The organism is Streptomyces krungchingensis, from assembly GCF_054729265.1.
This window is the reverse complement of sequence record NZ_JBPUKY010000001.1, coordinates 339494-352410: the sequence shown is the minus strand read 5'-3', so window position 1 is coordinate 352410 and position 12917 is coordinate 339494. Positions and strand designations below refer to the sequence as shown.

The following is a 12917-nucleotide window of genomic DNA, read 5'->3' as shown; positions in this document are numbered from 1 at the left end:
GCCCCGCATGGCGCCACGGCCTTTGGTTGACACATCAACCAGGCTGCCCGATGATTGACGCGTCAAGCAATTGGTCGCCCGTGCATCGTATGCGCCTGGTGCCAGGTAGGAGGAGTGCCATGACGGCCACAGCGTTCGAATTGGGGCTGAACTCGTTCGGAGAGGTCGCCACCGACGGCGGTCGGCCGATGAGCGATGCCGAGACCGTTCGCCTGTTGATCGAGGAGGCCCAGCTCGCGGAAGCCGTGGGGATCGACGTGTTCAGCGTCGGGGAGCACTACCGCGCGGGCCACAACGACAGCGCCACCCCCGTCCTGCTCGCTGCGATCGCCACCGCGACGGAACGGATCCGGCTCGGCACCTCGGTGACCGTACTGAGCACCAATGACCCCGTGCGGCTCTACCACGAGTTCTCCACGCTGGACGCCGCGTCGAACGGCCGTGCCCAGCTCGTACTGGGGCGGGCGTCGGCCACCGAGTCGTTCCCGCTGTTCGGCTACGACCTCGCCGACTACGAGGAACTGTTCGAGGAGAAGCTCGACCTGTTCATGCGCCTCCAGCGCGAGGAGACGGTGACCTGGTCCGGGCGCTTCCGGCCACCGCTCGTCGAGCAGCAACTGCGTCCCCGGATGCCTCCCGGTGGCATTCCCACCTGGATCGGCGTGGGCGGCAGCCCGAACTCCGTGGTTCGCGCGGCCAGCTACGGCCTGCCGCTCATGCTGGCCATCATCGGTGGACGCCCCCAGCGCTTCGCCGGCCATGTCGAGCTCTACCACCGGTCGCTCGAACAGTTCGGGCACGCCGGGCAGCCCGTCGCCCAGCACTCGCTGGGGCTCATCGCCGAAAGCGACGAGGAAGCGATCGAGACCTGGTGGCGCTACTGGCAACCGGTCGTCGCCGCGCTCGCGGAGGAGCGCGGGTTCTACAAGCCGACCCGCGAGCGCTACCTCGCGGAAGTGGACCAGGGCGCGCTCTTCGTCGGTTCCCCCGACACCGTCGCACGCAAGATCGCGACGATGGCCCGCGATCTGCACCTCACTCGCTTCGACCTCAAGTACGACGTCATGTACCTCCCCCGCGAAGCCCGGGCCCGCACGATCGAGCTGCTGGGCCGCGAAGTCGCGCCGCGGGTGAGGGAACTGCTCGCGAAGGAGCCGGCCCATGTCTGATCTCGTCTTCGGCCTCGACACGTTCGGCGATGTGCCGCAGGACGACGCGGGCATCCCGGTGTCCGACGCGCGGGCCGTCCGGCAGGTCCTCGACGAGGCCGTTCTCGCGGAACAGATCGGCGTCGACGCCGTCGCACTCGGTGAACACCACCGTCCGGAGTTCGCGATCTCCAGTCCGGAGACCGTCCTCGCCGGCATCGCCACACGCACCAGCCGTATCCGGCTCTCGTCCGGGGTGACCGTGCTGAGCTCGGACGATCCGGTCCGTGTGTTCCAGCGGTTCTCGACCGTGGACGCACTCTCGAACGGCCGGGCCGAGGTCATCCTCGGACGCGGCTCCTTCACCGAGTCGTTCCCGCTCTTCGGATACGACCTGGCCGACTACGACGTGCTGTTCGAGGAGAAGATCGAGCTCTTCGCCAAGCTGCTGGAGGAGAAGCCCGTCACCTGGAGCGGCAGCAAGCGGGCGCCGCTCGAGAACGCCGACGTGTTCCCCAAGACCGAGTCCGGGCACCTGAGCACCTGGGTCGGTGTGGGCGGCACACCCCAGTCGGTCATCCGCACCGCGCGCTACGGATTCCCTCTCATGATCGCCATCATCGGCGGCAATCCTGAACGCTTCGCGCCCTACATCGACCTCTACCAGCGAGCCGCCGACAAGTTCGGCACGACCGCTCACCCGGTCGGAATGCACTCGCCCGGCTTCATCGCCGCCACGGACGAGGAGGCCAGGGAACTGCACTGGCCGCACTACAAGGTCATCCGTGACCGCATCGGCGCGCTGCGGGGCTGGCCGCCGGTCCGCAAGGACGAGTACGACGCCGAGATCGAGCACGGCTCGCTCTACATCGGCTCGCCCGAGACGGTCGCCCGCAAGATGGCCCGCGCCATCAAGGCGCTCGGCGTCGGCCGTTTCGACCTCATCTACACCACGGGGGCACAGTCGATCAGCGCCCGCCTGCGCGCCGTCGAGCTGTACGGCACCAAGGTGCTTCCGATGGTCCGCGACATCCTCGCAGGCTGACGCCATGAACGGAGCAGAAATGGAGATCACCGGCGCCGCTGACGTGCGCACGGTCGGCATCCTGGGTGCGGGGAAGGTCGGCACCGTGCTGGCACGTCTGGCCCTCGCGGCCGGCTACCGCGTGCTGATCGCCGGATCGGGCGACGCCGCCAAGATCGCACTCACCGTCGAAGTCCTCACCCCCGGTGCCGTCCCGGTCACCGCGGTGGCCGCCGCGGCGGCCGATGTCGTCATTCTGGCGCTCCCGCTCGGCAAGTACCGCACGACTCCCGCCGAGGCGCTGCGCGGCAAGCTCGTCATCGACGCCATGAACTACTGGTGGGAGGTCGACGGCATCCGCGACGACCTCACCGACCCGCTGACCTCTTCGAGCGAGATCGTGCAGGCTTACCTGTCCGGGGCGCGGGTGATCAAGGCCTTCAACCACATGGGCTACCACGATCTCGAGGACGGAGCCGCGCCCGCGAGCACGCCGGGACGCAAGGCGATCGCGATCGCCGGTGACGATCCGGACGACCTCGCCAGCGTTGAGCGCCTTGTGAACGCGTTCGGCTTCGACCCCGTGGTGGCAGGTCCCCTCGCCGAAGGAGTTCGGCTCGAACCGGGCACCGAGCCTTTCGGCGCCAACGTCAGCGCCGAGGAGCTGCGCGCGATGGTGCTCCGCTTCCCGGAATCGGAGCGCGGACGGGCCGTGAGCAGGGCGAGGATCGCCGCCATGGCATCCAACGACCGAGCAGCCTGACGGCGCCGTCTGCGCCGGGTCGGCGATGGCTCCGACCGCCCACACTCTTTTCCTCCAGGGTGAGCGGGGCGGAGCCATGTCCGCGGAAGCCCGCCATGCGCAGGCGGACTCGTGCTGCTGCCGACAGCGGCTGATTCCAAACGGATTCTCCACCGAAGCGGGCTGCCGGCTCGTTGCTCGCATCAAAGTGCATGCCTAGATCGCCTAATTGATTTCCGCCAGTTCCGCACCCGCCCCCGCGGGCCGCATGAAAGGGACCCACCCCTATGTACCCCACAGCCGCCATTTTCAGCGTCCTCCTCGCTCTTGTGACACTGGCCGCAGGCGCTCCCAAGATCTTGCTGAAGGGCGCCGAGTCCGCAGCTCTGCAGTCACGCATGGGGCTGAGCACAGACCTGATCCGCTTCATCGGGCTGGCCGAAGTGGCAGCGGCCGGCGGCCTGTTGATCGGCCTCTCCTGGCAGCCACTGGGTATCGCGGCCGCCATCGGCTTCGCCTTCACGATGATCGGAGCCGTGGGCTTCCATGCCCAGACCGGCGACTACGCCACACCCGACACCCGTAAGAAGGCCATGGCGCCCATTGCTCTTGCGCTGCTGTCCGCCGGCACCGCCGTGGCCCTCAGTCTGGCCATGTGAGTCCACCAACGGCTGGAGTCGCATGTCGGTGACGGTCCCAGCTGCAGCGCCGTCCGGAAAGCCCCGGCCACGTGCCCGGCTGTCGCACGAGCGCCCCGTGGAGAGCCGGGTGACGCGTCGTCAGCCGTGGGAGACGTTCAGGCCGTAGAAGGCGACCCGGGCGCCCTTCGTGGTGCTGTCCGAGGACGACTGGTTGTAGGAACCCGCCTTGAAGTACTGCTTGTACGGGAAGAACGACGACGGAATCGGGTAGTGCGTGGTGCTGCCGTTGACGGTCAGGTCGATGGTGTTTCCGCCGGACACGGCGATGGTGTACGTCCATGTCTTGCCCACGGACACATGTCCCACCGTGTGGGTCGTCTGGCCTCCCGAGGGCGAGTTCTCGGTGCCGACGACGATGTCACCGTTGGAGCGGTAGTAGAGCTCCACCAGCGGTTTCGTCGAGGACCCGCCGGAGCCGAGGTGGATCTGACCGACGCACACGTTGGACGTCACCGACACGACCCGAAGTGTCGCGCTCAGCCGGTGGCTGCCGCTCAGCGACCAGTCCGCGGCGCTGCCGCTGCGGTTCATCTCACGCAACTCGGAGCGGGCGTAGTGGGAGTTCGGGGTCGTGACACCCTTCTCCGGCGCCCAGAACGTCATCGCACCGTCGCGGGTGTCGGTGTAGAAGTACGAGTCCTGGTAGCCGTTGGCCCCCTGGAGACGGGACGAGGGAATGGTCGTCGGCGAGCCCGGGGAACCCACCGGCTCCTGCAACTGCCAGACGGACAGGTCGAAATTGCCGCCGGGCGCGACCTTCGGATCCGCGGCACCCGCGCCGGAGGTACCGAGGACGGTCACCACGGTGACGACGCCCGCGACGGTGGCCGTCGCCAGAAGCCTGGAACGAGTCATGTCGAGCTCCTTCGTTGATCGTGGGGAGGGAAGAGCGGTGCGGTGGGTCAGCCCGCATCGGCGGCGAAGGTGCGCCCGGCAGGGCGCCCTGCCGCCGTTCCGGTCGGCGAAAGGAGGAGTCCGGCACCCGACGGCCGTGTCGTCACGGCGAGTCCGCGACGTACTGCGGACGTTCGGGTATGTGGTGGCATCTTCAGGATGACGGTCACAGCCTTTCGTCTGGTCGTGCGGAGCAGACGGTGGGGAAAGGCGAGGTTCATGTAGGTGAACATTGAGTTCACCTGTGAACTGTGTGTCGTGACGCTAAAGGTCTGAACCACGGCCGTCAAGAGGTCGCGCGGGAGGGGGCACTGGGAAGGCCGCCCAGTGACTCGTTCTCGCCAGGCTCCCAACAGTCCCCAGAAGAAGGGCTGTTACGGAGAGCCGCCGATGGAGGTACGGAGATCGAGCGGCGGATGCGTGGCAGACCGTGTCCGCACGGCTCCCACGTCCGTGACGGCTCTGTGTAGCCTGGACCGCGTGTACACGACGCGAGTGTCGGGGCGGGTGAACGCCTCGCGAGCTGCCGTCTACCGGGCGCTTCTGGACGCGGACGCGGTCGCGCGGTGGCGGGTGCCGACGGGGATGCGGAGTGAGGTGCACGCGTTCGACGCCCGCGAGGGTGGCCTGTTCCGTGTCTCGCTCACATACGACGTGCCGGGCGCGACCGGCAAGTCGGAGGCGCACACGGACACGTACCACGGCCATTTCGCGGAGCTCGTCCCCGACGAGCGAGTGGTCGAGGTGCTCGAGTTCGAGGCGGCCGATCCCGCACTCCGCGGAGAGATGGTCATGACCACGGAGCTGACGGAGGTGGATGGCGGCACCGAGGTCGTCATCGTGCACGAGGGGGTGCCGGACGCGATTCCGGCCGCGGACAACGAGACCGGAACACGCATGGCGTTGGAGAACCTGGCGCGGCTGGTCGAGTCCGCCTGCTCCTAGGCGTGTCGCTGGGGCCCAGGAGCGACAGCACGTGGCCTTGCATGGAGGAAAGCCTCCTGCAATCGGTGCGGATGGCGACGTCGCCTGCCGACGGCAGGGCCCCTCAGGTGCCACGCCCCGCTCCGGGGGATATCCCCCTCTCCGATACGGGGGCGCTCCGGATCGCACCTCAGTGAGGGTCTGCCTAGCGTTCGGTCATGACTTCGACTCTGCGGAAGCACCTCGCCACGGCATTCGGTGTCGCCACGCTGCTCACCGCGGAGGTGGCCACCGCCGCCGCCCAGCCCTCCGGTCCCTCTCCGGTGGAGCAGCTGCGCCGGGACACCCGCGCGATCCACGTGCTCGGCGTCAGTGGAGTGCAGGCCCGCGCGATCGGGCCTGACGGTCGGCAGTCCGTCGCCACCAGCGGCACCGCCGACCTGATCACCGGCCGCCCGGTCCATTCCGACGGCTACTTCCGGATGCCGAGCACGTCCAAGACACTGGTCGCCGTCGTGGTCCTCCAACTGGAGGCCGAGGGCACACTGTCCCTCGACGACACGGTCGACCACTGGCTGCCAGGAGTGGTGCAGGGCAACGGCAACGACGGCCGCCGGATCACCATCCGCCAACTCCTCCAGCACACCAGCGGTATCCACGACGACCTGCCCGGGTACACCACGCCGGACGAGTACTACGAGCAGCGCCACGACGTCCACCGCCCCGAGCGGCTGATCGCCCGCGCCATGGCCCACGCGCCGGACTTCAGGCCCGGCAAGGGTTGGGCGTACTCCAACACCGGCTACATCCTGCTCGACTCGATCATCGAGAAGGCCACCGGCCGCCCGGCGCATCGGGAGATCGAAGACCGTGTTCTGCGCCCGCTCGGCCTCAACGAGGCGCGCTGGATGGGCACTTCGCCCGTCCTGCCCCGACCGCACGCCAAGGCCTACCAGCTCTTCGGTCCCGGTTCCGTGGTGGACGTCACCCAGCAGATACCGGTGGACCACGAGACCCTTTCGTGGGTCACGACCACGCGGGACGAGAACGGCTTCCTCCGTGCCCTGCTCGCCGGCCGCCTGCTCCCACCCCGACAGCTGGCCGCGATGAAGAAGACCGTCCCCGTGAGCGCGGAGGTCCAACAGCTGTGGCCTGGCGGCCGCTACGGACTCGGCCTGGTCGAGCGTCCTCTGAGCTGCGGAGGAACCTACTGGAGCCACGAGGGCGGGGACGGCGGCTACATCACCCTCAACGGCGTCACCGGCGACGGAAGGCGAAGCGCCGTCGTCTCCATGTCCGAGGCCCGCGGCGACACCCCGGAGCACATCCTGGAACAGGAGAACGCGGCCGGCGCCCTGATCGACCATGCACTGTGCGCCGGCGGCGGGCGTGCTTGATCGCGGGGGCGACTGTCCACCGGCGGTGTGACCTCTTCAGTGAGGGCTCCCCGCATTCCGTCACCGCCGACCGGCTTGCGAAGGGGTACAGAGGCGTGGACCACCGAATCCCGTGCTCCTGCGGTGCCGCAACAGATGCAGCAACGGCCTCGGCGTGTGTGCGTACCACTCGGCGCTACTCGCCACGGCGGGCCGAGCGGAAGCGGCGCTGGTATGCGGCGGGACTGATGGACAACTCCCTTGCGAAGACGCGCCGGAGGCTCTCGTAGCTCGGGAACCCGGCCAGCGAAGCCGCCTGTGTCGCGGTGTGCCCTTGGTCGAGCAGAGCCTTGGCGATGTCGAACCGGATCGACTCGACGTAGCGGGCCGGCGTCGTCGACAACTCCTCTCGGAACAGACGTGTGAGATGGCGGGGACTGAGGTGGAGGTGTCCGGCGAGTTCGCCGAGGGAGTGGTTGCCCGCGGGGTCGGCCTTCACGAGGTCGACGACGGTGCGCAGGGCGGGGGAGCGGGGCGGCGGGCCCTGCAAGGGCGCGGAGAACTGTGACTGGCCGCCCGCGCGTTGAAGGTAGACCACCAGGGCGCGGGCAACGTCCCGGCTCATGTCGGGACCGTGGTCTTCCTCGACGAGAGCCAGCGCCAGGTCGATGCCGGCGGTGACGCCGGCCGAGGAGTACGTGGTGCCGTCGCGCACGTAGATGGCATCGGGTTCCACGCGAATCTTCGGGTGCCGGGCGGCGAGTTCGCCCGTGATCTTCCAGTGGGTGGTCGCACGCTTGCCGTCCAGGAGGCCGGTGGCCGCGAGGACGAATGCTCCGGAGCAGACGGACGCGACCCGGCCGGAGCGGACCGCCAGCTCCCGTGAGGCCTCGATCAGATCCCGCGTGACCGGAGTTCTGGGATAGACGACGCCGCCCGGCATCACGAACGTGTCAGGGTCCGGCTCGGACGCGGGGCTGCCGTCGACCGCGACGCGTACGCCGATCGACGAGGCGACGTCGGTACCGGTCGCCGACAGCAGGACGATCCGGTAGTCGGCGCCCAGCCGGTTCGCCTCGCCGAACACCTCTGCCGGGCCGGCGACGTCCAGCAGGTTGACCCCGTCGTAGACGAGGATCGCGACCCGATGCGTTGTGGAGCCCACAGTCCCCTTCCTCAGGTGTCTGGATTCGAGTGGTTCATGGCCACACCGAGGCGGCAAAGAAGCGTCGCACTCGGCATCGTAGAGAACAGGAGCACCGCTTACTCCTCACCAGCACATCGAAAGAGCGAACATCATGAACGACATCATCGCAGAAGTGGAAATACCCGAGACCGCAGCGGTGGCGGAGGCCACCGGTTTTCTTCGGGAGACGAACAGTCCTCTCATCTTCCACCACTCCCGGCGAGTCTTCCTCTTCGGTTCTCTGCATGCGCGTCAACTCGGTCTCCAGCCCGATCCTGAGCTGCTCTACATATCCGCGATGTTCCACGACACGGGGCTTTCGACCCCGTTCTCCGACACGGAGCAGCGCTTCGAGCTCGACGGTGCCGATCACGCCCGCAAGTTCCTGCTCGACCGCGGGTTCTCGAAGAGTGCCGCCGAGGTCGTCTGGACGGCGATCGCGCTGCACACCACGCCGGGAATTCCCGGCCGGATGGGCCCGGAGACGGCTGCCACGAACTACGGCGTCCTGACCGACGTGGTCGGCTGGGGGCTCGACAGACTGGAGGGCGGTGAGGTGGACGAGATCATCGCCGCGCATCCGCGCGGAGAATTCAAGAAGGAATTCCTTCAGGCATTCGTCGACGGGCTCAGGAATCGACCCGACACCACCTACGGGACGGTGAATTCGGACGTTCTCGAACACTTTGTTCCTGGTTTCCGCCGCAAGACCATGGTCGAGCGTGTCATCGAAGCACCCTGGCCGAATTGACTTCGAGGAAGCCGAAGGAAAACCGATGGCACCAGTGGCTGCCGACCGCAACCGTCGTCGTCTTGGACGACCTTCTGCTTTCACCGTGCCGGCGCTCGCCACCGTGGCGATGACGGCGGCCGCGAGCGCACCGTCGCCGATCTGTCCGCTGTACCGGGAGCGCTGGGACTTCTCGGTCACCATGGTGACGGGCGTCTTCGCCGTGTACGTCGTAGGACTGCTCGGTGCCCTGCTGACCGTCGGGTCAGTGAGTGAACACCTCGGCCGCCGTCCGGTGCTGCTGACCGCACTTCTGCCGGCGGCGGCCAGTACGAGCATCTTCTGGACCGCGGACGGTGTTCTGTCCCTGGTGATCGCCCGGGTGGTCCTACGTCTACATCGGGTTCGTCGGGGTGCTGTCACTGACGGCCCTCATCCATGCCGCCCTGCCAGGTGCGGACGTACCCCGCGGACGCGGCGGCCCGGTGGCCGGCAGCCGCCCGGCCGGACACAGCAGGCCCGGCAGCCGCCCGGCCGGACACAGCAGGCCCGGCAGCCGCCCGGCCGGACACAGGCCCGGCAGTCGCCAGGTCGGACACCGCGGAGAGAACTTCACAAGGCGGTAAGAATCACCTGGTGTGATCCATTCACACACTTTTCGGGAAAACCGATCCATGCACCCTTCGGAAATCCACACAGAGGAACAGTCATGCAAGCCATCACCGCCCCGGGCCGCGACGCAGGCGTCAGCGGGCTGACCCTGTCCGACCTGCCGTATCCCCATGCGGCCGAGAACGACGTCGTCGTGCGGGTGCACGCCGCCGGATTCACCCGCGGAGAGCTCGACTGGCCAGGGACGTGGTCCGACCGCTCCGGCCGCGACCGCACACCCACCGTGCCCGGGCACGAGGTCTCGGGAGTCGTGGCAACGCTCGGATACGGAACCACCGGCCTCACCGTCGGCCAGCGGGTCTTCGGGTTGACCGACTGGGCCCGCAACGGCTCGCTGGCCGAGTACGTCGCCGTGGAGGCCCGCAATCTCGCCCCGTTGCCAGCGGACGTCGACCACACGGTGGCGGCCGCGCTGCCGATCTCGGGACTGACCGCCTGGCAGGGCCTTTTCGACCACGCGCGGATCCTGACCGGCCAGACCGTCCTGATCCACGGCGCCGCGGGTGCCGTCGGCTCGCTCGCGGTGCAGCTCGCCGTCGAGGCGGGAACCCGTGTGATCGGTACCGGCCGGTCCGCCGACCGCGACACGGTCCTGGCTCTGGGCGCGCACATGTTCTTGGACCTCGAGGCCGACCGGCTGGAGGAGGCCGGTGAGGTCGACGTGGTCTTCGACGTCATCGGCGGTGACGTCCTCGACCGCTCGGCCGCGCTCGTACGTGCCGGCGGCACGCTCGTCACCATCGCCCAGCCGCCCACCGTCCGGCCCGAGGACGGGCGGGCGCTGTTCTTCGTCGTGGAACCCGATCGCGCGCGCCTGGCGGACCTGGCGCAGCGGCTCAGGGACGGACGGCTGGACGTGCGGGTCGGCGCGGTCGTCCCGCTGAAGGAGGCAGTCGCCGCCTTCGCCCCGAAGCTGCGCGTCACCGGTAGGACGATCATCCGGGTCGTCGAGGACTGACGGCGAGGGCGCCGCACCGTCATGAGAGCACCGCAGGACGGGGCCGTCCGCGGCAGCTGCGTACTGATCGTGGTCGTGGTGCGACTCGCAGCGCAGGCTCCTGGTGGGTGGGTGCCACGGTGACCACACCCACTGTGGTCGGCACCGACCCGGCAACCACCACAGCCGAGACCCGCCGCCTCACACCCCCGTCTCCTGACGTGAAGCGCCCGGCCGCCAGGAGCGGGGGATGGGGGGCGGTGTGGGTGCAGGTGCGCGCCGGAAGCCTGCCCTGACCTGCTGCCGCCCGGCCCGAGGGCGTCCCGGGCACACCCCCGTCCCACCGTGAACGGTGCTGCGGACCGGGTGAAGCGCGCTCGAAGGTCCTGACTCATGTCGGCTCGACTTCCGTCCGGCCCCGAGGCGCGAGATCGTGGAAGTCCGACCGTGGATCAGCGAGCAGATGCGGACCGGTACGCCCCTCACACGCTGTGCCGACCACATGCTCGTACGGCCCTCAGCGCGACAGGCACCGTCGCCGTCGCGCCCTGTCGAAGGAGGCCTGCGATGAATCTCCTGGAGTACCGCGACCGCGGAAGCGTGACACCATCCCCGCGACTCCCCGGCCGCGCCAGAAGCGCACGCAGGCTGAGCACGGCCGCGGCCGTGGCGGCGATGCTCCTGGCGGGCTGCGCCGCGGGCACCCCCACGTCGGCCCCGCACTCCACCGGTCGCGGCGTGTCCCTGGCCCCGCCCGCCGCACCTTCTCACCCCGGTTCGACGTTCACTCCGGCCCTCACGCCCGCTGCCGGCGCGTGCACCAACAGCACGAAGCTGGCCGCGTGGTCGAACAAGCGGCTGGCCATGCTGACCATCGCGGTCCCGGTGTCGGAGACCTCGGTGTCCGACGCCACTGCCGAGGTGAGCGCGGGTGCGGGCGGTGTGCTGCTGTTCGGCAGCAAGGCGCCCTCCGACCTCGGCGCCCGACTGACCAGCCTGAAGTCCCATGTACCCGGCCACCTGGGCCTGTTGGTGATGACCGACGAGGAGGGCGGCGGCATCCAGCGTATGTCGAACCTCGTCGGGTCCCTGCCCTGGCCCGCGTACATGGGCGCGAACTGGACCCCGGCGCAGATTCAGCAGAACGTCACGAAGGTCGCCACCAAGATGGCGGCCGCCCAGGTCAACATGGACCTCGCGCCGGTGGTCGACGTCGACGGCAGGAACGTGGCACCCAGCAAGACCAATCCCGACGGGTGGCGGTCCTTCAGCGGCAACACCGCGGTGGTCTCCAAGGCCGGCGTCGCGTACATGAACGGGCTGCTCGCCGGAGGCGTGATACCCGTCGTCAAGCACTTCCCGGGCATCGGCGGCTCCACCTACAACTCCGACTTCGGCCCCGCCCGTACCCTTCCCTGGTCCACCCTGCAGAAGGTGGGCATCCCGCCGTTCACGGCGGCCATCAAGGCCGGAGCCCCGGCCATCATGGTCTCCAACAACATCGTGCCGGGCCTGGGCACCAACCCGGCGAGCCTGTCACCCACCGTCATCAGCTACGAGCTGCGCGGCAAGCTGGGATTCAAGGGGCTGGTCGTCACCGACTCGCTCAGCGCCAAGGCGATCTCCGCAGCAGGCTTCAGCGTCCCCGCCGCCGCCGTCCAGGCCCTGCGCTCCGGCGCCGACATGGTCATGTTCGACCTGGGGACCAACGTCAGCGCCCAGACGTCCTCCATCGCCACGGCGATCACCAATGCGGTGGCCAACGGGCATCTCTCCCGCAGCCGCCTCATCGACGCCGCGGGGCACGTCCTGGCCGTCCGGCACGTGAATCTGTGCTCCTGAGCGCGAGCGGTCACCCACCGGCCGAGACCATGAGAAACAGCACTGCTCGGTGGAACAACCGGGCAGTGCATGGTCTGTCGTAGGCGGTTGAGAGGCTGGACCAGTTGCCTGACACTTGTCCCGCAATCGATCTTTGAACGCTGACGGCCCGACGGACTGACGGCACGGCTGCCGCGAGTCCTACGAAAGGTGACGGTGCGTGGGGAGTCTGTTGAAAGGCGTCGCCGGCGTCCACTGGGGGGAACTGCGCGACGCACGACGGCTCCCCGCCGGAGAGATCCCGCCGCTGCTTTCCCGGATCGCGTACGGGGGCGAGGACACCGCCTGCCTCGCCATCGACGAACTCGGCGACCGTATCTGCGCGTTGGGGTTCGTGGTCGGCGAGGCGACCGCCTCGACGGTCCCCTTCCTCCTGGAACTGACTGGCGCCCCCTACGTGCCCTGCAAGGCCGAACTGCTGGATCTGCTCGAGAGCGTCTACCGGACCGAGCAGTGGCACTCTTCGGCCGTGGCTGCCGGCGGTCCGAAGCGCACGAACTTCCGGGAGCAGCCCGCCTGGGAGGTGGCCGCCAGGGAAGCCGTGCGCGCGGGCCGACCGGTCATCGAGGGCCTTGCCTCATCGCTGCGACCGGAAGAGGCCAAACCAGCACGGAAACTGTTGCTGACGATGGACGAGACTCCACCGTTCCCGGACCTCTGAGATCGGTCGCTTCCTTCCCAACGGGCCGGGCCGGCTGGTGT

At 68.7% G+C, this 12917-nt stretch carries 12 protein-coding genes; 10 read left to right on the top strand and 2 right to left on the bottom strand.

The annotated features are described in order from the left end of the window. Positions 1-119: 119 nt before the first annotated feature. The 4 genes from ACSYGO_RS01660 to ACSYGO_RS01645 all read left to right on the top strand — a co-directional run bounded on the left by ACSYGO_RS01660 (position 120) and on the right by ACSYGO_RS01645 (position 3573). Positions 120-1169 carry an LLM class flavin-dependent oxidoreductase gene (locus ACSYGO_RS01660; protein ID WP_460385530.1) on the top strand — a complete coding sequence of 350 codons (1050 nt, stop codon included), beginning with the start codon at positions 120-122 and terminating at the stop codon, positions 1167-1169. Further along, on the top strand, positions 1162-2193 hold the full coding sequence (locus ACSYGO_RS01655) for an LLM class flavin-dependent oxidoreductase (protein WP_426679460.1): 1032 nt from the start codon (positions 1162-1164) through the stop codon (positions 2191-2193). Before ACSYGO_RS01660 ends, ACSYGO_RS01655 begins: the two co-directional genes overlap by 8 nt. A gap of 4 nt (positions 2194-2197) precedes the next feature. Continuing rightward, positions 2198-2935 carry an NADPH-dependent F420 reductase gene (locus tag ACSYGO_RS01650; RefSeq protein WP_460385529.1) on the top strand — a complete coding sequence of 246 codons (738 nt, stop codon included), beginning with the start codon at positions 2198-2200 and terminating at the stop codon, positions 2933-2935. A 266-nt stretch (positions 2936-3201) separates the two neighbouring features. Beyond that, a complete protein-coding gene (locus ACSYGO_RS01645) occupies positions 3202-3573 on the top strand; it encodes a DoxX family protein (protein ID WP_426679462.1) in 372 nt (123 codons plus the stop codon). 120 nt (positions 3574-3693) lie between these two features. On the opposite strand, the gene ACSYGO_RS01640 is transcribed toward ACSYGO_RS01645, so the two are convergent. Further along, positions 3694-4470 (bottom strand): polysaccharide lyase family 7 protein, encoded by a 777-nt coding sequence (locus ACSYGO_RS01640; protein ID WP_426679463.1) that lies wholly within the window; start codon positions 4468-4470, stop codon positions 3694-3696. 519 nt (positions 4471-4989) lie between these two features. Between ACSYGO_RS01640 and ACSYGO_RS01635 the strand changes: the two genes are divergently transcribed. Then, positions 4990-5454 (top strand): SRPBCC family protein, encoded by a 465-nt coding sequence (locus tag ACSYGO_RS01635; protein ID WP_426679464.1) that lies wholly within the window; start codon positions 4990-4992, stop codon positions 5452-5454. Between the two features lie 197 nt (positions 5455-5651). Then, positions 5652-6830 (top strand): serine hydrolase domain-containing protein, encoded by a 1179-nt coding sequence (locus tag ACSYGO_RS01630; RefSeq protein WP_460385528.1) that lies wholly within the window; start codon positions 5652-5654, stop codon positions 6828-6830. A 175-nt stretch (positions 6831-7005) separates the two neighbouring features. On the opposite strand, the gene ACSYGO_RS01625 is transcribed toward ACSYGO_RS01630, so the two are convergent. Then, positions 7006-7974 (bottom strand): GlxA family transcriptional regulator, encoded by a 969-nt coding sequence (locus ACSYGO_RS01625; protein ID WP_460385527.1) that lies wholly within the window; start codon positions 7972-7974, stop codon positions 7006-7008. Positions 7975-8107: 133 nt separating this feature from the next. On the opposite strand from ACSYGO_RS01625, the gene ACSYGO_RS01620 reads away from it, so the two are divergent. The 4 genes from ACSYGO_RS01620 to ACSYGO_RS01605 all read left to right on the top strand — a co-directional run bounded on the left by ACSYGO_RS01620 (position 8108) and on the right by ACSYGO_RS01605 (position 12876). After that, positions 8108-8746, top strand: coding sequence for an HD domain-containing protein (locus ACSYGO_RS01620; protein WP_426679467.1), 639 nt, complete (start codon positions 8108-8110; stop codon positions 8744-8746). A 688-nt stretch (positions 8747-9434) separates the two neighbouring features. Then, complete coding sequence (locus tag ACSYGO_RS01615; RefSeq protein WP_426679468.1) at positions 9435-10355, top strand: NADP-dependent oxidoreductase; 921 nt, start codon at positions 9435-9437, stop codon at positions 10353-10355. Between the two features lie 546 nt (positions 10356-10901). Continuing rightward, positions 10902-12176 (top strand): glycoside hydrolase family 3 N-terminal domain-containing protein, encoded by a 1275-nt coding sequence (locus tag ACSYGO_RS01610; RefSeq protein WP_426679469.1) that lies wholly within the window; start codon positions 10902-10904, stop codon positions 12174-12176. Positions 12177-12375: 199 nt separating this feature from the next. Then, the gene (locus ACSYGO_RS01605; RefSeq protein ID WP_460385525.1) at positions 12376-12876 is read left to right on the top strand and encodes a hypothetical protein; all 501 of its coding nucleotides are present in this window, start codon (positions 12376-12378) and stop codon (positions 12874-12876) included. Positions 12877-12917 lie beyond the last annotated feature (41 nt).